17 protein-coding genes are annotated in these 18,621 nt (G+C 66.2%); 8 read left to right on the top strand and 9 right to left on the bottom strand.

The genetic code is table 11. The annotated features are described in order from the left end of the window. Position 1 precedes the first annotated feature (1 nt). Positions 2-1,138 (bottom strand): acyl-CoA dehydrogenase family protein, encoded by a 1,137-nt coding sequence (locus QNN99_RS06620; protein ID WP_229965643.1) that lies wholly within the window; start codon positions 1,136-1,138, stop codon positions 2-4. Between the two features lie 253 nt (positions 1,139-1,391). Here QNN99_RS06620 and QNN99_RS06615 point away from each other — a divergent pair, with 253 nt between their 5' ends. Genes QNN99_RS06615 through QNN99_RS17475 form a run of 3 tightly spaced genes read left to right on the top strand, consistent with a single transcriptional unit; the run spans position 1,392 to position 3,074 of the window. Then, a complete protein-coding gene (locus tag QNN99_RS06615; RefSeq protein ID WP_229965642.1) occupies positions 1,392-2,456 on the top strand; it encodes a YeeE/YedE family protein in 1,065 nt (354 codons plus the stop codon). A gap of 16 nt (positions 2,457-2,472) precedes the next feature. Continuing rightward, positions 2,473-2,700 (top strand): sulfurtransferase TusA family protein, encoded by a 228-nt coding sequence (locus tag QNN99_RS06610; protein ID WP_229965641.1) that lies wholly within the window; start codon positions 2,473-2,475, stop codon positions 2,698-2,700. Next, entirely contained in the window at positions 2,673-3,074 is a 402-nt protein-coding gene (locus QNN99_RS17475) for an AMP-binding protein (protein ID WP_442860489.1), read from the top strand. Before QNN99_RS06610 ends, QNN99_RS17475 begins: the two co-directional genes overlap by 28 nt. Here the strand turns inward: QNN99_RS17475 and QNN99_RS06600 are convergent. Further along, entirely contained in the window at positions 3,005-4,705 is a 1,701-nt protein-coding gene (locus tag QNN99_RS06600; protein WP_442860488.1) for an AlkA N-terminal domain-containing protein, read from the bottom strand. The genes QNN99_RS17475 and QNN99_RS06600 overlap by 70 nt on opposite strands. A gap of 181 nt (positions 4,706-4,886) precedes the next feature. Here QNN99_RS06600 and QNN99_RS06595 point away from each other — a divergent pair, with 181 nt between their 5' ends. Together QNN99_RS06595 and QNN99_RS06590 are read left to right on the top strand one after the other, a co-directional pair. Further along, on the top strand, positions 4,887-5,513 hold the full coding sequence (locus QNN99_RS06595; protein ID WP_229965639.1) for an SGNH/GDSL hydrolase family protein: 627 nt from the start codon (positions 4,887-4,889) through the stop codon (positions 5,511-5,513). Positions 5,514-5,577: 64 nt separating this feature from the next. Beyond that, positions 5,578-6,387 carry an SDR family oxidoreductase gene (locus tag QNN99_RS06590; protein WP_229965638.1) on the top strand — a complete coding sequence of 270 codons (810 nt, stop codon included), beginning with the start codon at positions 5,578-5,580 and terminating at the stop codon, positions 6,385-6,387. 85 nt (positions 6,388-6,472) lie between these two features. On the opposite strand, the gene QNN99_RS06585 is transcribed toward QNN99_RS06590, so the two are convergent. Further along, a complete protein-coding gene (locus QNN99_RS06585) occupies positions 6,473-7,792 on the bottom strand; it encodes an HNH endonuclease signature motif containing protein (protein WP_229965637.1) in 1,320 nt (439 codons plus the stop codon). Further along, entirely contained in the window at positions 7,792-8,163 is a 372-nt protein-coding gene (locus QNN99_RS06580; RefSeq protein WP_229965636.1) for a hypothetical protein, read from the bottom strand. Before QNN99_RS06580 ends, QNN99_RS06585 begins: the two co-directional genes overlap by 1 nt. Positions 8,164-8,883: 720 nt before the next feature. Between QNN99_RS06580 and QNN99_RS06575 the strand changes: the two genes are divergently transcribed. Then, positions 8,884-9,222 carry an L-rhamnose mutarotase gene (locus tag QNN99_RS06575; protein WP_331461761.1) on the top strand — a complete coding sequence of 113 codons (339 nt, stop codon included), beginning with the start codon at positions 8,884-8,886 and terminating at the stop codon, positions 9,220-9,222. Between the two features lie 320 nt (positions 9,223-9,542). Here the strand turns inward: QNN99_RS06575 and QNN99_RS06570 are convergent, their stop codons facing one another. Beyond that, the gene (locus tag QNN99_RS06570; RefSeq protein ID WP_229965635.1) at positions 9,543-11,027 is read right to left on the bottom strand and encodes an MFS transporter; all 1,485 of its coding nucleotides are present in this window, start codon (positions 11,025-11,027) and stop codon (positions 9,543-9,545) included. Between the two features lie 56 nt (positions 11,028-11,083). On the opposite strand from QNN99_RS06570, the gene QNN99_RS06565 reads away from it, so the two are divergent. Further along, the gene (locus QNN99_RS06565) at positions 11,084-11,668 is read left to right on the top strand and encodes a TetR/AcrR family transcriptional regulator (RefSeq protein WP_229965634.1); all 585 of its coding nucleotides are present in this window, start codon (positions 11,084-11,086) and stop codon (positions 11,666-11,668) included. 50 nt (positions 11,669-11,718) lie between these two features. Here the strand turns inward: QNN99_RS06565 and zapE are convergent, their stop codons facing one another. Then, positions 11,719-12,789 carry a cell division protein ZapE gene (zapE, locus tag QNN99_RS06560; protein WP_284015816.1) on the bottom strand — a complete coding sequence of 357 codons (1,071 nt, stop codon included), beginning with the start codon at positions 12,787-12,789 and terminating at the stop codon, positions 11,719-11,721. A gap of 279 nt (positions 12,790-13,068) precedes the next feature. Between zapE and QNN99_RS06555 the strand changes: the two genes are divergently transcribed. Next, on the top strand, positions 13,069-13,902 hold the full coding sequence (locus tag QNN99_RS06555) for an SDR family NAD(P)-dependent oxidoreductase (RefSeq protein ID WP_229965632.1): 834 nt from the start codon (positions 13,069-13,071) through the stop codon (positions 13,900-13,902). Here the strand turns inward: QNN99_RS06555 and QNN99_RS06550 are convergent. Genes QNN99_RS06550 through rhaI form a run of 3 tightly spaced genes read right to left on the bottom strand, consistent with a single transcriptional unit; the run spans position 13,847 to position 18,535 of the window. Then, positions 13,847-15,331 carry a rhamnulokinase gene (locus QNN99_RS06550; RefSeq protein WP_229965631.1) on the bottom strand — a complete coding sequence of 495 codons (1,485 nt, stop codon included), beginning with the start codon at positions 15,329-15,331 and terminating at the stop codon, positions 13,847-13,849. The genes QNN99_RS06555 and QNN99_RS06550 overlap by 56 nt on opposite strands. Further along, a complete protein-coding gene (locus QNN99_RS06545; protein ID WP_229965630.1) occupies positions 15,328-17,364 on the bottom strand; it encodes a bifunctional aldolase/short-chain dehydrogenase in 2,037 nt (678 codons plus the stop codon). The genes QNN99_RS06550 and QNN99_RS06545 overlap by 4 nt, the downstream gene beginning before the upstream one ends. Before the next feature lie 4 nt (positions 17,365-17,368). Continuing rightward, entirely contained in the window at positions 17,369-18,535 is a 1,167-nt protein-coding gene (gene rhaI, locus QNN99_RS06540) for an L-rhamnose isomerase (RefSeq protein WP_229965629.1), read from the bottom strand. Positions 18,536-18,621 lie beyond the last annotated feature (86 nt).

The following is an 18,621-nucleotide window of genomic DNA, read 5'->3' as shown; positions in this document are numbered from 1 at the left end:
TTCAGGCCTCCGCCAGCGTCCGGCCAACAATTAGCTGCATGATTTCGTTGGAGCCTTCCAGTATTTGATGGACCCGCAGGTCCCGGACAATCTTTTCCAGGCCGTATTCCGAGAGGTAGCCGTAGCCGCCGTGCAGCTGCAGCGCGTCATTGGCCACAGCGAACGCATTGTCGGTTGCCACCCGCTTGGCAATGGCGCAAAGCGTAACGACGTCGGGAGCGCCGCGGTCCAGCGCATCAGCGGCGCGCCACAGCATGGTGCGTGCGGTTTGGAGCTTCATTTCCATGTCCGCCAGCCGGAACAGCAGCGAGGACTGCTCGATGAGCGGCTTGCCGAAGGCACTGCGTTCCTTCAGGTACGCCACGGTCTTGTCCAGGGCTGTCTGCGCCCCGCCCAGGGAGCAGGCCCCCATGTTCAGGCGCCCGCCGTTCAGTCCCTTCATCGCGATGCCAAACCCGGCTCCCTCCTCGCCCAGCCGGTTGGCCACGGGAACCCGCAGGTCGGTGAAGATCACCTGGCCGGTGGGTTGCGCGTTCCAGCCCATTTTGCGTTCCGCGGGGCCGAAGGACAGGCCCGGGGTGTCGGCCGGAACAACTATGGCGCTGATGCCGCGCGGGCCGGTGCCGCTGGTGCGCGCCATTACGATGTAGTAGCTGGAGGCACCGGCTCCCGAGATGAACTGTTTGACGCCGTTGAGCACGTAGTGGTCGCCGTCGCGTTCCGCCCGGGTGGTCAGGGCCGCTGCATCGGAGCCCGCCCCCGGTTCCGTCAGGCAGTAGCTGCCCAGCGCCTGCATGGACGCGAGCTCCGGAACCCAGCGGGCGCGCTGTTCATCGTTGCCAAAGGTGTCGATCATCCAGGCCACCATGTTGTGGATGGAGATGTAGGCGGCAATGGAGGGATCAGCTTTGGAAAGCTCCTCGAAAATCACCACCGCATCGGTCCGCGAAAGACCCGATCCGCCGTGCTCCTCGGAGGCATAAATTCCACCCATGCCGAGCTCTCCGGCCTGGGCAAGGACGTCGACGGGAAAGTGCTTGGTCTCATCCCATTTGGCGGCGTTGGGGGCGAGGGCATCCGCGGCAAAATTCCGCACCATGTCCCTGATTGCCTGTTGATCCGCTGTGAGTTCGAACATGCCCTGCCCTTCATTGGTACCGTGGACGCCCAATTTACTTGGACTACCTAGTAATTACTAGGGGCATGTTCGGAGAGATTTTATTCCCTCCGGGTCACGGGGCTTCACTGCTCTTCACGCGGCGCCACATTCTTTGCCGGGCTCCGGCCCGGGGCACTAGCGTTGATGGACTGCAGGCGCCTTCCACTTCCGCCTGCTGCGCCGCACCTTTCGTGCCCCACTTCTTCTCCCACCCCGGAAGGGGAATACTGCCATGCTTATTTCCGGCCTGTTCATCGGCATTGCCCTGGGCTTTGTGATGCAGCGCGGACGCTTTTGCGTCACCGGCGCCTTCCGCGACATCTGGGTCACGCGCAACACCCGCTGGCTGACCGCCTTCATGGTGGTCGTTGCAGTGCAGAGCATCGGCGTGTTCGCCCTCGATGCCGCCGGCGTCATCTCACTGGATTCCGGGCCCTTCCCGTGGCTTGCCACCATTGTGGGCGGCTTCATCTTCGGTTACGCCATCGTGCTGGCCGGCGGCTGCGCAACGGGTACGTATTACCGTGCCGGCGAAGGCCTGGTGGGCAGCTGGCTGGCCCTGATCACGTATGCCCTGTTTGCCGCCGTGATGAAGACGGGCCCGCTGGCAGGATTCACGACCTCGATGCGGTCGGTCACCGTGGAGCAGAGCAACTTCTATTCCGTGCTGAATGTCTCCCCCTGGGTCTTGGTGGCCCTTCTCACGGGCGCCGTCGCCCTGGCCGTCCGCCATCACTTGAAAAAGCCGAAGTTCAAGATGGCAACCCCTCCGGCGTCGAAGAGCGGTCTGGCACACCTGCTGTTCGAGAAGCCGTGGAATGCCTTCGCCACGGCACTGGTCATCGGGCTGATCGCGATCGCCGCCTGGCCGCTGAGCTGGGCCACCGGCCGCGAAGCAGGCCTGGGCATCACCACCCCGTCCTCGAACCTGGTCAATTACCTCGTGACCGGCGACCCCGAACTGGTGGACTGGGGCGTCTTCCTGGTTCTCGGAATCCTGGTGGGCTCCTTCATCGCGGCCAAGGGCAGCGGTGAATTCCGGATCCGCGTTCCGGACGCCAACACCGTGCTCAAGAGCCTGGGCGGCGGCGCAATGATGGGTGTCGGCGCTGCACTGGCCGGCGGCTGCACCATCGGCAACGCGATGGTCGAGACCGCACAGTTCAGCTTCCAGGGCTGGACGGCCCTGGTCTGCATGATCCTGGGCACCGGCCTCGCTGCACGGCTCACCATCATGAAGCGCCGGCCGGCGGCCAATCGAACACCTTCTCCCGTTCCAACCACCGTTTCCTCCTGAAAGGAAGAACATCAACATGGCACAAGTAACCCTCGAAACCAACGGTCAGGTCTGCCCCTTTCCCCTGGTCGAAGCCAAGGACGCAATGACCACCCTGGCCACCGGCGATGAGCTGGTCATCCACTTTGACTGCACGCAGGCCACTGACGCCATCCCGCGCTGGGCAGCCGAAAGCGGCTACCCGGTCACCGACTTCTCCAAGATCGGCCCGGCGGAGTGGTCCATCACGGTGCAGAAGGCCTAAGGACCGCCAAAACGCACTCCGGCAGATCTTTTCCGGCGCCACCTCGGTGCGGCAGATTGTGGGCCAACAGGTCCGCAGCCGCACCGGGTGTGCGCAGCGGGAAGCATTCAACTCCGGGGGTCCAGTGTCAGCTTTTCCATTTCCATCGCCGCCAGCCCGCGAGTCCCGCAGCCTCCCTCGATGACCTGCCGCGGCGCACCGCACATCGTTTTCCGGACCGCACCCCCGTAGTGGACGGCGGCACCCGCCTCACCTTCGGCGAATTCGAACAGGCTGTCGCCGCAGCTGCCTCGGCGCTCTCCACTCACGGCGCCTCCCCCGGCGACCGGCTGGCCCTGCCAGCGGCTGCCTGCCACAGGTGCATCGCCGCATAGGAACGCCACGGAGCCCAGTCCGCGGCACGGGCGGCCAGCGCGCGGTGGGCCGCTGCCTTCGATCCGCCCGCATCGAGCAGGCCGGTGGCTTTCGCACCGGCGATGAGAGCAACGTCCCCCACCAGCCACGCGTCGGGATCTCCGAGTACCCGCATGGCGATGTAGGCGGCAGTCCAGGGGCCGATTCCCGGACGGGACACCAGTTGGGCACGCAGAACTTCCGGATCGGCCCCCACCTGCACGTCCAGCTCTCCGGCGGCCAGGGCACTCGCCGCTGCGAGGACGGCGCGAACGGCCCGCCCGGGAAGCCGCAGCGGACGGTCCGGGTCAAGGTCCGCTCCGGGAACAGGCTCGGGCACCGCTGCCGCAATTTCCGCCGGCGCGGGGAACAGCCGGATCAGGTCCGGAATCGCAGAGCTGTAGGGCGACCCGGCCAATGCCGCAAGCCGGCTGAGGTGGGTGCGGGCGGCGGCCACCGAGATTTGCTGGCCGACGAGCGCCCGCACGACGAGCTCCTGCGGATCCACAGCCCCGGGGACTCTGATGCCCGGGGTGCTGGCAACCAGCGCGGCAAGCGCGGGGTCCCCCGCCAGTGCGGCGTCGACGGCGGCCGGGTCTGCGTCGAGGTCCAGCAAACGGCGCACCCGGGCCACCGCGGGTACGACGTCGGCGGGCGATGTGAGCTCCAGGCGCACCCGCAGCCTCCAGCCGGCAGCGGATGTCTTTATTGCGATGAGGTCAATGGCTCCGGGGCCCTGCGGAAGCGCGAGTGTCCGGGCATACCGCAACTGCCTGGGGTCCGTGAGGTCGGCCGTCTCCACCCCCTGAACCGCGCGCACCGCAAGGAACCGGAAAATCCCCGGCGCGTCAAACGGCTGGCGCACCGGCAGATCCAGGTCGAGGTGCACACGTTCACGAGGGCCGGCGTCCGGCTCCGGCCGGGTGCCCGGCGCCTGCTGGGTGCCCGGCGCCTGCCGGGTGCCCGGCGCCGTTCTGCGGGAACGGCGGAACCGGGTGCGCAGCTCACCCGGCCGTGCAGCAAACACGTTCTGCACGGTCTCATTAAACTGCCGCACCGAACCGAAGCCCGCTGCGAACGCCACCTGTGACATCGGCAGTTCGCTGTCCACCAGCAGCGATCGGGCTGTTTGGGCCCGCCCTGCACGGGCCAGCGCCAGCGGTCCGGCACCAAGCTCCGCCACCAACAGCCGGTGGATGTGCCGGGGTGTGCAGCCAAGGCGTGCAGCCAAACCGGGAACACCTTCCCGGTCCACGACGCCGTCTGTTATCAGACGCATGGCCCTGCCGGCCGCGTCGCGTCGGAGGTTCCACTCCGGAGAACCCGGAGCCGCGTCCGGCAGGCACCGCTTGCAGGCCCGGAACCCGGCCCCGTGCGCCGCCGCGGAGGTCAGATAGAACGTGACGTTTTTCGGTTTCGGAGTGCGCGCCGGGCACGAGGGCCTGCAATAGATGCCCGTGGAGGACACGGCGGTGAAGAACTGGCCGTCGAAGCGGGTATCGCGCGCATCGATGGCGCGGTAACGCTGGGCGAAGAGCGGATCGCCCGGGGTGCATGCTGGTCCGCCGAACGAGTCTGGTCCGGAACGCTTCGGCCTCAAGTCGGTGATCACAGCTCCAGTACAGCATCCCCGGGCCAACATAACCGGCGGTTTTCGGACGTCACCCGTTTCCGCTTCCCCCGGTGATGCTCCGCCCCGTACGTGAACTCTCGCGGCAGGGCAGGTCGGCCCTCGCCGATTTGCCGACTAAGGTAAGTGATCTGCATTACATCCACTACCTCTAGGAGAACCCATGGCAGACGCAGCACGGCTATTTGACGGGCACCGCATCGTGTTCGCAGGCGACAGCGTCACCGACTGCGACCGGCTGGCTGGTGTCGGCGGAGGACTGGGTGACGGCTATGTCCGCCTGCTGGCCGAGAGTGCCTCCCTGGCCGGAGCCGCCGTCGTCAACCGGGGTGTCGGAGGAGACCGCATCGAGGATCTCGCCCGGCGCTGGGATGCCGAGGTACTGGCTGAAACTCCGCAGGTGGTGTCGGTCATGATCGGCATTAACGACACCTGGCGCCGCTACGATGCCGGCCAGAAGACAGATGAGGCGACTTTCCTGGCCAGGTACCGGGCTTTGCTGGAGCGGCTGGCGCCTGACGCCGTCGTCGTCCTCATGGAGCCGTTCCTGCTGCCGGTGACTGCTGAGCAGCAGACCTGGCGGCAGGATCTGGATCCCAAGATCGCGGCCGTCCGGCGTCTGGCCAAGGAGTTCGGGGCCGTCCTCGTCCGGACGGACGAGGTCCTGAACTCGCTTGTTGCAGCGGGTGCCGCACCCGAATCCCTGGCCGACGACGGCGTCCATCCCACGGCACAGGGCCATGCGGCCATCGCTGAAGCATGGCTGGATGCGGTGTGCGTCAAACTCTAGAAACCGCCGGCTATGCAGGTCCGCCGTTTTCACTTTTCCGTTCCGTTCCAGCCCTGAGGATCTCATGAACATCGCGTTTCCGTTGGCCGGACGGACCGCCGTCATCACGGGCGTTAGCCGCCGGCAGGGCATCGGCTTTGCCGTCGCCTCCCGACTGGCACAGATGGGTGCAAACCTGTTCCTGGCACACTATTCCCCGCACGATGTTGAGCAGCCCTGGGGTGCCGACCCGATTGCCGACGTCGTCGGCGCCCTGCGGTCCCAGCTGACGGACGGTGCGCGGCTGGCTCACGAGAGCATCGATTTGGCGGAGGCCGACGGCGCCGGGCAGCTGATCGAAAAGGCTGTGTCCGAGCTGGGGCATCTGGACATTCTGATCTGCAACCATGCCCGCAGCGGCAGCGATGGACCGCTGGAGGAAATGACCGCGGAGAAGCTGGATGGCCATTGGCAGGTCAATGCCCGCTCAACGCTCCTGGCCACGCGCGCTTTCGCCGAGCAGCACGACGGACGGATCGGCGGCCGAGTCATCTGGATGACCTCCGGGCAGGTCAACGGCGGGGTGATGGAAAACGAAATTGCCTATGCCACGTCGAAGGCCGCCCTTGCCGGGATCACGCCGTCAGTGGCAGCGGATCTTGTCCGCCGCGGCATCATCCTGAATACCGTGAACCCGGGTCCGGTGAATACCGGCTATCTGGACATTGATACTGCCGACCGTCCGCCTGAAGTTCTACAAGAGGTGCTTTCCCGCTTTCCGGGCGGCCGATTCGGAGAGCCCGATGATCCTGCCCGCCTGATCGCCTGGCTCGTCAGCGACGAGGGCCGCTGGATGATCGGACAGGTGCTGAGCACCGATGGCGGGTTCCGCTGAGCCGGCTGGCTGACTGAGGCGGGCTGCCTGAGGCGGGCAGGAGATTCCACCGATCGCAACGGCGGCGGGGCGGCGAGACTTACAGCTAGAAGGGTGGCGGGTTGTCTCCGTAGTCATCCGGATCGTCTGGGATGGACGGAGCTTTGTCGTCCGGATTCACCGTACTGTTGATCTGCTCGTCCTGAGGCCGCAAGCTGTCGTCGCCTGTAGTTGTCGATGCCAGGGTGAGGTCCGGTTCGGTCCGGTACCTTCGGCCACCGGGTGAGGTCCACTCAATCACCCCGGGGCTGGGTTGCCGGGCTTTCCAGAACCCTTCGGTTTTGAACATGTGATGCCGCCGGCACAAATGCTCCAGATTGTCATGATCCGTCGGCCCGCCCTGCGCCCACGGTTTGGTGTGGTCGATCTCGGAAATCACCGCATTGGTCCGGCACCCCGGGAAGCGGCACGTTCCGTCCCGCACCCGCAGAACCCGCTTCAATCCGTCGGGGACCTTCCGTCGTTTTCCGACCCGCAGGATCTCTTCGGTGTCCGGGTCGCGTTCCACCGGTGTCCATTTCGCCGCTTCCCGAGCCATCCCCCGGGCCGTTACGGGACTGATCGGTCCGTATCCGTTCAGTTCCGCCGGCTGGTCATCGGCTCCGAAGAGGGTTTCGGCGTTGATCAGCACCAGAATCTCCGTCCGAGCCCGGGGACCATGGCCAATACGGCAGGACCCGGACCCCTTCCCGGATCCGGCCCCGGTATCGGTATCGGATCCGGTGTCAGAGCCGGAACCCTCACCTTGGCTGCTGGCCTTGTTGCCGGAGCCGGAACCCTTGCGACGGCCCTTGCCCCTCTTTGCTCCCGCGCCTGCGCCAGTGCCGCCGCTGTCTCCGCCCTTCCGGCCACGGCCGCCTTTGCTGCCTTTGCCACGGCCGCCACCACTGTTGCAGTCGTTCCCGCATTCATGGTCGTGGCCGCCGAGTAAGTCCGTGAGAATGTCCGTGCGCAACTGATCCACCGACCGGGGATCCCCGGCGGCCTGCTCACCCCGGGCCGCAACACTAAGCTGAGTAAAAATCGCTTGGGCTTTCTCGGCCGGCAGTAACGCAGAGAGCCAGGACATCCCGTCCGGCTCCGGACGCACCCACACCGTCCGCTGCTCAAACGCCGTCAACTGCCGCTGAACGATGGTTTCCGGATAGTACTGCTCCCGCAGCCGCTGCGCCTTCACCCGGAACTGGGTTCTGGTCTGGCCCGCAGCCATCCCCAGCAGCTCGGCTTCGAACCCGGGCAGCTCCGCCGGTACCACGCCCGCACACTGCTCCACCAAGGTCTCCGCGTGCCCGTAACTGATGTGCCCGGACTCCAACGCCTGCAGTGTGGCCGTGTTCCTGGTGCAGAGATCACCGGCCTGACTCATCAACGCCTTCCCGTACCGGTGGGCACTCCCAGAATGGTCGCGGCTTCCTCCGCGGCGAGACTGAACGCCATCTCCGCGTCCCGCAACCCGGTAACGGATAGGGTCTCGTCCTCGTAGACGGTCTGCAGCCGGGACAGGACCCGAGCCTGCTGCGCCTGCACCCACCGCGACAAATGATTGAGCCGGGCCAACACCGTCCCGGTTTGCTCCTCAGTCAACGACTCCACCCCCTGCAGGACCAGGGATCCGGTAAACCCATCACCCGGCTCACCTCCGGCCACCCCAGGCTCGGCGACAAAGACGAACCGGCTGCAAGCTGCAGCCTCATCGCCGGTGCCGGGAGTCCCGGTCGAAGATCCGTTCTGATCCATGACTAAAGCCTTTCACCCGGCACTGACATTTCCGTCTCGGAAAAGGCCCAAAACAACCCCAAACAGACCGATTTGGGGGCCCACAAATACCCGTCTTTTTCGACGGACTACCTAGCCAGCTTTTTCGACGGACTACCTAGCCAGCGGATCTGGTCCGCACCAGCCAGTCAACTGCCAGCGCCGCCTCGTGCATAAATTGCACAGGGGCGCACGTCTATCGATCTGGAAGCCGACCGTTCGTGGGCAGCGGTAGGGCGGGATAGGGCGAACGGCAGGTCCCGTGCCCGCGGGCAGAGTGCTCCGGCAGTCAAGCACCGTGGCGGCGTGGCCGAGAGGCGACTTCAGACGTCACGATGAAGCCGAAGTGCCACTCTCCTCAACGAAAGTGGAACCCGACCTGACGGCCGGGTTCCGAGACCACAAAGGCCTCCGGGCAAAGGTAGTTGTCGATGCCGAGGTATTCCTGCCAAAGGGACAGGCTCGAAGCATCGCAATGATCGATCCCGCTTCGATGTAGTTGGACATCGCCACCGAGAATGGTGGCCTTCCAACCTTTGGTTTCCTTGCTGCCTATACGCACGCCGTTGTGTCGCCTGATCTTTGCGGTCCCCCGGTATTTCCGACCCGGGCGAAGTCTTTGGAACGTTTCATAAAAACGATTCAATGTTAGACTCGACACGCATTACCACACCCCCGGCGGAAGCTAAAACAGCGTCCGTCATGATTTTGGAGGTTCCCATGCAGCGGGTTTGCTTTACACTTCAGGTCCGTCCCGAATGCATGGACGAGTACCGGAAGCGGCACTCCGAGGTCTGGCCCGAGATGCAACAGGCACTGCGGGAAACCGGCTGGCACAACTACAGCCTCTTCCTGAAGCCGGACGGCATGCTGATCGGCTACTTGGAAACCGAGGACTTTGCCGCCGCCCAAGCCGCCATGGACAAGCGCGAGATCAACGCAACTTGGCAGGCCTCCATGGGAGACCTGTTTGCACCCCTGGACGGCCGGCGTCCCGATGAGGCAATGGTCGCCATCCCCGAGGTTTTCCACCTCGACTAAGCGGCGGGCACGGCCGACGACGACGGAGGCTGGCCCGCGACGGGGGACGGCCCACGACGGGGGACGGCCGACGACGACGGGGGCTGGCCCACGCGCCTGGCTGGCCCACAACGACGATTGGCTGGCCCAGGCACCGGGCTGACCTCCCACAACGGCCGGCCGACCTCCGACGACGGGCACAGCCGACGACGCCAGCCGAGCCGCCCGGCGCGCCAACCCACCCCAACCCGCGACTTAACCAGCAGTGGACCGGCTCCCCCGCAAAAGCGGAAGCCGGTCCACGCCCGCGACCAAACGCCGGGACATGAGTTGTTGCAGGACTAGCCGACGTGCGGAACGGCCGGAACGTCCATGAGGTCCTTCTTGGACAGCCGGATCATGAAGTAGCTGATCGGAGCGGCCAGAAGGATGGCTGCACCGGCCCAGATGAAGGCCGACGAGTAGCCGCTGACCAGGGCTTCCAGCTGTGTGACGGGCAGGCGTTCGGCGCTGTTGCTGAGGTAGTCCGAAACAGCAGCGGTGTAGATCGCAGTGAAGAGCGCGGTACCAATGGAACCGCCGATCTGCTGAGTGGCGGAGACAGCGGCACTGGCAACGCCGGCGTCGTGCTCGTCAATGCCCGCCAGCGCAACGTTCTGCAGCGGAACAAAGATCATCGCGAGTCCGAAGCCCAGGAGAACCAGTCCCGGCAGGACCTCCAGGGCGTAGTTGCCTTCAACCGTAATGAAGGACAGCCAGAAGAGGCCGACGGCGCCGACCACCGGACCCAGCGTCATGGGCAGGCGAACGCCGGTGCGGGGCAGGAACTTGGACAGCACGCCGGCGCCGGCCGTGATGGCCAGCGTCATGGGCAGCGATGCCAGGCCGGACTTCAGCGGCGAGTAGCCCAGGACAATCTGGAAGTAGAAGACCAGGAACAGGATGCCGCCCAGCAGCGCGGCGCCGGTCAGGGTCGAGACCAGGAACGCTCCGCCGCGGACCCGGTTGGTGAGGACGCGCAGGGGCAGCAGCGGATTGGCCACCTTGGATTCCACGAACACAAAGAGGGCGAGGATGACGACGCCGGCGACGAGGAAACCGATGGTCTCCAGGCGGGCCCAGCCTTCTTCAGCCTGGGCGAATCCGTACACAAGCGAAGCCAGGCCGGCGACCACGAGAATGGCACCGGGCAGGTCGTAGCGCGTATTGCCGTGGGCCTTGCTCTCGCGGATCAGCGGCAGGCCGGCGGCAATGGCGACGACGGCGATCGGCACGTTCACGAGCAGGCACCAGTTCCAGGACGCGTACTGCGTCAGGACGCCGCCGAGCAGCAGGCCGATTGCGGCGCCACCGCCGCCGATCGCACCGTAGACGGCAAACGCCTTGATGCGGTCCTTGCCCGAGGGGAAGGTGATGGTGAGGATGGCCAGGGAGGCCGGAGCCAGAAGCGCAGCGAAGGCGCCCTGCAGGCCGCGGGCGGCCAGGAGGACTTCGGTGCTTTCAGCAAAGCCACCCAACGCGGAGGCGACGGCAAAGCCGAGCATGCCCACCATGAAGGTGCGCTTGCGGCCCCAGTAGTCGGCGATGCGGCCACCAAGCAGCAGAAGCGAACCGAAGGCCAGGGCGTAAATGGTGACCACCCAGGTGCGGTCACCGTCGGACATGCCAAGCTCGCGCTGGGCATCCGGCAGGGCGATGTTGACGATGGTCCCGTCCAGGACCACCATCAACTGGGCCAGCGCCAGGACGGCAAGAAGCATCCATCGGTGCGGATGGGCGGAGTGGTCAACGGCCGGAGGCAGTCCGGCGGTGGTCGTGCGGTCCATGTAGGGGAAATCCTCAATCAAACGAACTAGTTGGTTGGCTTAGCTAGACTACAGGTATGAGAACCGACGGCGAAGCTACCCGGGCCCGAATCCTTGCGGCAGCACGAACAGAGTTTGCCCGCTACGGATTGGCCGGTGCCCGCGTGGACCGGATTGCCGCTGAGGCCCGGGCGAGCAAGGAGCGCCTCTACGCCTATTTCGGTGACAAGCGCTCACTCTTCACCGCGGTGCTGGAGGTCAACATGCAGGAGACGACGGAACGGATTCCCCGTGACGCCCACGACCTGCCCGGCTTTGTCAGCGCCATGTTTGACCACGCGACGGAGAACCCCGACCACCTGCGCATGCTTGACTGGGCGCGATTGGAAAACGAACCCGGGCTGGCTCCCCAAACCCCCTGCGGCCGTCCCGGACCGACCACTGAGGACATCGTCAGTGCCCAGGAGCAGGGAATCATCGACCCGGGCTGGGATCCGGATGACCTGGTCGTCCTGCTCCTGTCGCTCGCGACAGCCTGGGCGCAGTCACCCCAGTCATTGTTCACCGGCGAGCCGGAGGAGGCTTCCGGCTCCCCGCGCCGGCGCGACGCAGCCGTTGCGGCTGCCTGCAGGATCCTGAAACCGAAACCGCACGCCGGATAAAAGGCAACCGGCCGAGCCCTTTCCTGAACGGAGCGCATCGGCCCCCGCGGTCAGGGCTTTTGCAGCAGCTGCAGGCGGCTCACCATCCGGAAGGCGTCCGGCCGCCTGTCCACGGTCAAGCGGAAGTCGTCGATCGACAGCGGCGAGGTGATGGTCATCCGGACATCGGCATCGCAGAGGACATCAACAACGTTGATCAGCCGCTGTTGAGCCTGCGCATCGGTGTCGGCAAAGGATGGAAGATCCAGAACCACCCAGGAGTCGAACTCCCGAGACCATTTCAGGTACTCGATCGTTGAGGTTGGGGTCCCGCACAGCTGGTCGAAGGTGATCCACAGTTCGTTGCCGCGCCGGGCAGCAACCGGAAACTGCCTGCTGCCGACCGTAAGTTCCGAAGCTTCCGAAGCTTGCGGCAATTGAAGACCGGCGGCGCCCGGCCGGGGGTCCTGTCGGAGGTCCGACTTCAGGCTAATCCAGTGTCCGGACCGGAATCCTGAAACGGATTTCCGTGGCCGTTCCCGGTAGTCTTCCGTTCCCTCGAGCCTCAGGACTTCCATGTTGGCCAGAATCAGGTCAATGCCCGGTTCGAACATGTGATGCCATTGCGGATCCGGCAGCAGCGACCGGGGTGCGTAATTGGAACTGGCCAGCAGGACGATGCCGGCGTCGAAAAGCGCACGCAGGAGTTTCGTCAGCAGGGTGGCGTCGGCCGGGTCATGCACATGGAACTCATCGAAGTACAGGAGCTTCAGTCCGGCGGTGAGCTCCCGGACGGCACGCTCGACGGCGTTCGGCTCTCCCCTGAGCTCATGGATCCGGCGGTGAAGCTGGTCCAGGAATCCATGGAAGTGGACACGGAGTTTCGCCTCGGTGGGAAGGGCCCGGAAATAGGCGTTCAGCAACCAGGACTTGCCGCGGCCTGCCTCGCCCCAGACGTAGAGGCCCTGGACATCCAGGCGCGCGGCACTATCGCCCCGTGTCTTGGAACGTCTTATTCGGGGTGCAAACAGCTCGACGCCGAGGGCCAGGAGCCGGTCCCGGACCACCGTCTGTGCACTGTCCAACGTGAATCCCGCCAATGCGGCAGATTCATCGATAGCTGCTTCAAGCCGGTCCCTCACGTCTGTTCTCCGCGCCACCCCTTGATTATGCCGCCTTGGGGACCGGCCGATTTCCACGGCGGCCAAGGCCCGCGGCGCTGAAACGCCGGCCATTGGCCCCGGCAGGCGGAAATTCTCCGCCCAGCATCCGGAGCATCCCTTTCGTTGGCCAATCGCGCACGCGGGGCAATACTGGAAGCCGGGGTTCCTCCCGCTTCCCCGTCCCCCATCCCCGTCCCCCACCCCCGTCCCCCATCTCCGGTCCCCCATCCCCGTCCCGCACCGCCCGAAAGGCCCTCCGTGTCAGAGCGAACCATTGTCATCACCGGCGCCAGTGACGGCATCGGTGCCGCCGCGGCCCGAAGCCTGCGCAGCCTCGGCAACCGCGTCGTCGTCGTCGGCCGGTCGCCGGAAAAAACCGCAGCGGTGGCCCGAGAGCTGGACAGCGATTACCTGCTGGCGGATTTTGCCCGGCTCGACGACGTCCGCGCCCTCGCTGAAACCCTGCTCGAGCGGTATCCGCGGATCGACGTCCTGGCGAACAACGCCGGAGGCATCATGGGCAAGCGCGAAGAGACAGTCGACGGCCATGAGAAGACGCTGCAGGTGAACCACCTCGCACCGTTCCTGCTCACCAACCTGCTGCTGGACCGCCTGACGAAATCCGGCGCCAGCGTCATCAACACCTCGAGCGTGGCCAACAGCCTCTTCGCGCACTTCGACGTCGACGATCTGGAAGCCCGCCGCAAGTACAGCCCGAACCGCGCCTACGGCAATGCCAAGCTGGCGAACATCCTCTTCACCCGAGAGCTGGACGCCAGATACCGCGGGCAGGGCATTTCAGCTGCGGCCTTCCATCCGGGCGGCGTGGCGTCGTCCTTCGCCGCAGGATCCACCAGCACCATGCGCGTGATGTACCGGACCGCGCTGAACCGGTTCCTGATCTCGCCGGACCAGGGCGCCCAGACACTGGTGTGGCTGGCCACCTCGGTGCCCGGAGAGGACTGGCAGTCCGGCAAGTACTACTACAAGCGCAAGATCTCCACTGCCAACAAGGACGCGTACGACGCCGCGCTCGCTACCCGGCTCTGGAACCAAAGCGCCGCAATGGTCGGGCTGCAGGCCGATAGGTAACCGTCGGCGAACTCTCCGCGACGAGCCGGCGCAGATCGGCCAGGGAGCCTGACACGGCTCCGGCGGCCCGCGCCTGCACCAGCACGTTGCCCAGCGCTGTTGCTTCCACCGGACCGGCAATCACCGGCAGCCCGGTGGCGTCGGCCGTCAGCTGGCACAGCAGCGAGTTCTGCGAGCCGCCCCCGACAATGTGCACGACGTCGATGTCCTGGCCGGACAGTTCGGCCGCCCGGGAGAGGGTGCGGGCGTAGGCGGCCGCCAGGGAATCCAGGATGCAGCGGGTCACCGCCGCCGGATCCTCCGGCAGCACCCCGCCGGAGGCCGTCACCGCGGCGCGGATCCGGCCGGGCATCTGCCCTGGCGCAATGAACTCGTCGGCGTCCACGTCAATCAGCGGCCCGCCGGGCGGCAGCTGGGCGGCAGCGGCCAGCAGGTCAGGCAGCTCCGGATCGACGCCGGCTTCGGCCCAGGTGCGCATTGATTCGCTCAGCAGCCACAGGCCGCCGACGTTGCGCAGATAGCGGATGGTGGCATCAACACCGCGTTCATTGGTGAAGTTGGCGCTGCGGCTGGCTTCAGTGAGGACCGGCTGCGCCAGTTCGATCCCGGCCAGTGACCAGGTTCCCGAGGAGATGTACGCGAATCCGGGCTGCAGCGCGGGCACCGCCGCCACTGCCGAGGCAGTGTCGTGCGAACCCACCGCCACCACGGGAGTGCCGGCGGGCAGGCCGGTGCGCTCGGCCACCGCCGGCAGCAGGACGCCCACCGTCTGCCCCGGCGCAATCAGCTCCGGAAATAGGTTTGCCGGCAGTCCCAGGGCGGAGAGGAACTCCGGGGCCCACTCCCCCGCCACGGCATCAAAGAGGCCGGTGGTGGAGGCATTGGTTTCCTCAGTGCGTCTTTTCCCGGTGAGCCAGAAGGCCAGCAGGTCAGGAATCAGGAGCGCCTGCCGCCCGGCCAGCTCGGACTCGCAGGCCAGCTGGTAGAGCGTGTTAAAGGGAAGATGCTGCAGGCCGGTCGTCGCGTACAGGGCCGCTTCCGCCAGCTTTTCGTGCACCAGCGGCACGACGGCGGCGGTCCGGCCGTCGCGGTAGCTGTGCGGCAGGGTCGCCATGGCGCCGTCGGCGTCGATCAGTCCGTAGTCCACCGCCCAGGTGTCGATTCCGATGCTGACGATCCGCTCGCCGCCCTCCGCCGTCCGTGCGGCGGCCAGGGAGAGTCCGGTGAGGACCTCGTCAAAAATTCCACGCAGGTCCCAGCGCAGCGCCCCGTCGATTTCCCGGACACCGTTGGGAAACCGGTGCACGGTCTCCAGGGCGGGACCGCCGGGCCCCATCCGGCCGAGGATGACCCGGCCGGATGAGGCACCAATGTCGACGGCGGCAAACACGCCGGCCGCAGTCCGCGTGTCCGGCGTGTTCGCGTTCATCGCAGGAAGGCCGCCGCCACGCCGGCGTCAACCGGAATGTGCAGGCCGGTGGTGTGCGAGAGGTCCTCGCCGGTCAGCACCGCCACCGCGTTGGCGACGTTTTCCGGAAGCACCTCGCGCTTGAGCAGGGTGCGCTGGGCGTAGAACTTGCCCAGCTCTTCCTCGGGCACGCCGTAGACCGCAGCACGCTTGGCGCCCCAGCCGCCGGCGAAGATGCCGGAGCCGCGGACCACGCCGTCGGGGTTGATGCCGTTGACCTTGATGCCGTGCTCCCCCAGCTCGGCGGCCAGCAGGCGCACCTGGTGTGCCTGGTCGGCCTTGGTGGCGGAGTAGGCGATGTTGTTGGGCCCGGCGAAGACCGAGTTCTTGGAGGAGATGTAGATGATGTCCCCGCCCATGTCCTGGTCGATCAGCACCTTGGCCGCAGCCTTGGAGACAAAGAAGGAACCCTTGGCCATGACGTTGTGCTGCAGGTCCCAGTCTTTCTCGCTGGTTTCCAGCAGCGGCTTGGAGATGGACAGGCCGGCGTTGTTGACCACCAGGTCCAGGCCGCCGAAGGCGAGGACGGTGGCGTCGATGGCCGCCTGCACCTGCGCTTCATCGGTCACGTCCGCCTGCACGCCGACGGCGACGTCGGAGCCGCCCAGTTCGGCGGCCACCGCTTCGGCGTTCTCCAGGTTCAGGTCCGCGATGACCACGCAGGCGCCCTCGGCAGCCAGACGCGTGGCGATGGCCTTGCCGATGCCCGAGGCAGCACCCGTCACCAGGGCGATGCGCGTGGCGTGGGACTTCGGCTTCGGCAAACGCGCCAGCTTGGCTTCCTCCAGCGCCCAGTACTCGATCCGGAACTTTTCGGATTCCTCGATCGGAGCGTAAGTGGAAATGGCTTCGGCGCCGCGCATGACGTTGATGGCATTGGTGTAGAACTCGCCGGCCACGCGAGCGGTCTGCTTGTTGGCACCGTAGGTGAACATGCCCACGCCGGGAACGAGGACGACGGCGGGGTCGGCGCCGCGCATCGCCGGCGAGTCTTCGCTGCGGTGGCGGTCATAGTACGCCCGGTAGTCGGCGCGGTACTGCTCGTGCAGCTCCTTCAGCCGGGCAATGCTGTCCTCGATGGAGGCGTTGGCCGGCAGGTCCAGGATCAGCGGCTTGACCTTGGTGCGCAGGAAGTGGTCCGGGCAGGAGGTGCCCAGGGCACCCAGGCGCGGGTGTTCGGCACGTGCCAGGAAGTCCAGGACGACGGCGTCGTCGGTGAAGTGCCCCACCTGCGGCTTGTCGGTGGAGGCCAGGCCGCGGATGACCGGAGCCAGGGCGGCTGCCTTGGCGCGGCGTTCGGCTTCGCTCAGCGGCGAGTAGCCCGGCAGCACGGCGCCGAAGGGGTCCTCCCGGCCATTTCCGGCGATGAAGGCTTCAGCGGTTTCGATGATCCACAGCGAGTTGGCCTCGGCTTCCTCGGACGTGACGCCCCAGGCAGTGATGCCGTGGCCGCCGAGGATGGTGCCGATCGCCTGCGGGTTGGCTTCCTTGATGGCCGCAATGTCCAGGCCGAGCTGGAAGCCCGGACGGCGCCAGGGCACCCAGACCACCTTGGAGCCGAAGATCTTCTGCGTCAGCGCTTCGCCGTCGGCTGCTGTGGCGATGGCGATCCCGGAGTCCGGATGCAGGTGGTCAACGTGCGCGGCGTCGACCAGGCCGTGCATGGCGGTGTCGATGGAGGGGGCGGCGCCGCCCTTGCCGTGGAGGCAGTAGTCGAAGGCCGCCACCATTTCGTCCTCGCGGTCCAGGCCCGGGTAGGTGCTGACCATGGCGCGCATGCGGTCCAGCCGCAGGACGGCCAGCCCGGACTCCTTCAGGGTGCCCAGGTCTCCGCCGGAGCCCTTGACCCAGAGCAGTTCGACGTCCTCCCCGGTGACCGGGTCGGTGGCGGTGCCCTTGGCGGAGGTGTTTCCGCCGGCGTAGTTGGTGTTGCGCTTGTCGGCGCCGAGACGGTTCGAACGGGCGATCAGCGCGCTGACGGTTTCGTTGGTCATGTTCTTAGGCTCCCCATCCGGCCTGCTGGCCGCCCTGGCGTTCGGTGTTGATCTTGTCCTGGTAGCCGCTGGCCGCGTAGGCGGCCATCGGATCCGCAGGCAGTCCGCGGGACTCGCGCCACTGCGCCAGGCCCGGACGGACATCGGTGTAGAAAGCGTCCATGAAGACGGCATTGGCGCCGAGCACGTCACCGGCGGTCTGTGCCGCATCCAGTGCGTCGGAATCGACCAGCAGGGCCCGGGCCATCATTTCCTGCACATTGAGCACGGAACGGATCTGGCCGGGGATCTTCTCTTCGAGGTTGTGGCACTGGTCCAGCATCAGGGAGACGCCGCTGTCCGGGCCGAAGCCGCCGCCGCGGACCACTTCGAAGAGGATCCGGAAGAGCTGGAACGGGTCGGCCGAGCCGACAATCAGGTCATCGTCAGCGTAGAAGCGGGAGTTGAAGTCGAACGAGCCGAGCTTGCCCAGTCGCAGCAGCTGGGCCACGATGAATTCAATGTTGGTGCCCGGCGCGTGGTGGCCGGTGTCGAGGCAGACCAGGGCCTTCTCGCCCAGGGCCAGGGTGTGCGCGTAGGACGTGCCCCAGTCGGGAACGTCGGTGTGGTAGAAAGCCGGCTCGAAGAACTTGTACTCGAGGACCAAACGCTGGTCGTCGCCGAGGCGGTCGTAGACCTTCCGCAGTGATTCCCCCAGCCAGTCCTGCCGCGAGCGCATGTTGCCCTGCCCGGGGTAGTTGGTGCCGTCCGCGAGCCAGATCTTCAGGTCCCGTGAGCCGGTCTGGTGCATGACGTCGATGCAGTCATACATGTGGTCAATGGCCTTCTGCCGCACTGCGGGGTTGCTGTGCGTGAGGCTGCCGAACTTGTACTCGTCGTCCTGGAACGTGTTGGAGTTCACCGTTCCCAGGGCGATGTTGTGTTCCTTGGCGTAGGCGCCCAGCTCCGCGTAGTCGTCAACCTTGTCCCAGGGAATGTGCAGGGCGACGGCGGGGGCCAACCCGGTCAGTTCGTTGACCTTGGCTGCATCGGCGATCTTCTCCCGGATGGTGCGCGGCGTGCCGGGGGTCGCGAAAACCTTGAAACGGGTGCCGGAATTTCCGTAGGCCCATGAGGGAACCTCGATTCCCAGGCCCTCCAGGGCGGGAAGGATGTCGGTCAGTGACGTCATTGGCTGTACTCCAAGCTGGGCGGGAAGGTGGAAAGCGATTCCTGCGGACGCCGTCACGCCCTGGCCGCTGCTGAACCGAAAGATGC

This window comes from Arthrobacter sp. zg.Y820, assembly GCF_030125555.1.
Classification (GTDB): domain Bacteria; phylum Actinomycetota; class Actinomycetes; order Actinomycetales; family Micrococcaceae; genus Arthrobacter_B.
Note: the sequence above shows the minus strand (reverse complement) of the source record. Positions and strands in the feature narration are given on the sequence as shown.

Excerpts from the sequence above, each read along its gene's own strand:
- QNN99_RS06620 (WP_229965643.1), bottom strand. The coding sequence starts at position 1,138 with ATGTTCGAACTCACAGCGGATCAACAGGCAATCAGGGACATGGTGCGG.
- QNN99_RS06615 (WP_229965642.1), top strand. The coding sequence starts at position 1,392 with ATGCTTATTTCCGGCCTGTTCATCGGCATTGCCCTGGGCTTTGTGATG.
- QNN99_RS06610 (WP_229965641.1), top strand. The coding sequence starts at position 2,473 with ATGGCACAAGTAACCCTCGAAACCAACGGTCAGGTCTGCCCCTTTCCC.
- QNN99_RS06595 (WP_229965639.1), top strand. The coding sequence starts at position 4,887 with ATGGCAGACGCAGCACGGCTATTTGACGGGCACCGCATCGTGTTCGCA.
- QNN99_RS06590 (WP_229965638.1), top strand. The coding sequence starts at position 5,578 with ATGAACATCGCGTTTCCGTTGGCCGGACGGACCGCCGTCATCACGGGC.
- QNN99_RS06585 (WP_229965637.1), bottom strand. The coding sequence starts at position 7,792 with ATGAGTCAGGCCGGTGATCTCTGCACCAGGAACACGGCCACACTGCAG.
- QNN99_RS06580 (WP_229965636.1), bottom strand. The coding sequence starts at position 8,163 with ATGGATCAGAACGGATCTTCGACCGGGACTCCCGGCACCGGCGATGAG.
- QNN99_RS06575 (WP_331461761.1), top strand. The coding sequence starts at position 8,884 with ATGATTTTGGAGGTTCCCATGCAGCGGGTTTGCTTTACACTTCAGGTC.
- QNN99_RS06570 (WP_229965635.1), bottom strand. The coding sequence starts at position 11,027 with ATGGACCGCACGACCACCGCCGGACTGCCTCCGGCCGTTGACCACTCC.
- QNN99_RS06565 (WP_229965634.1), top strand. The coding sequence starts at position 11,084 with ATGAGAACCGACGGCGAAGCTACCCGGGCCCGAATCCTTGCGGCAGCA.
- QNN99_RS06550 (WP_229965631.1), bottom strand. The coding sequence starts at position 15,331 with ATGAACGCGAACACGCCGGACACGCGGACTGCGGCCGGCGTGTTTGCC.
- QNN99_RS06545 (WP_229965630.1), bottom strand. The coding sequence starts at position 17,364 with ATGACCAACGAAACCGTCAGCGCGCTGATCGCCCGTTCGAACCGTCTC.
- rhaI (WP_229965629.1), bottom strand. The coding sequence starts at position 18,535 with ATGACGTCACTGACCGACATCCTTCCCGCCCTGGAGGGCCTGGGAATC.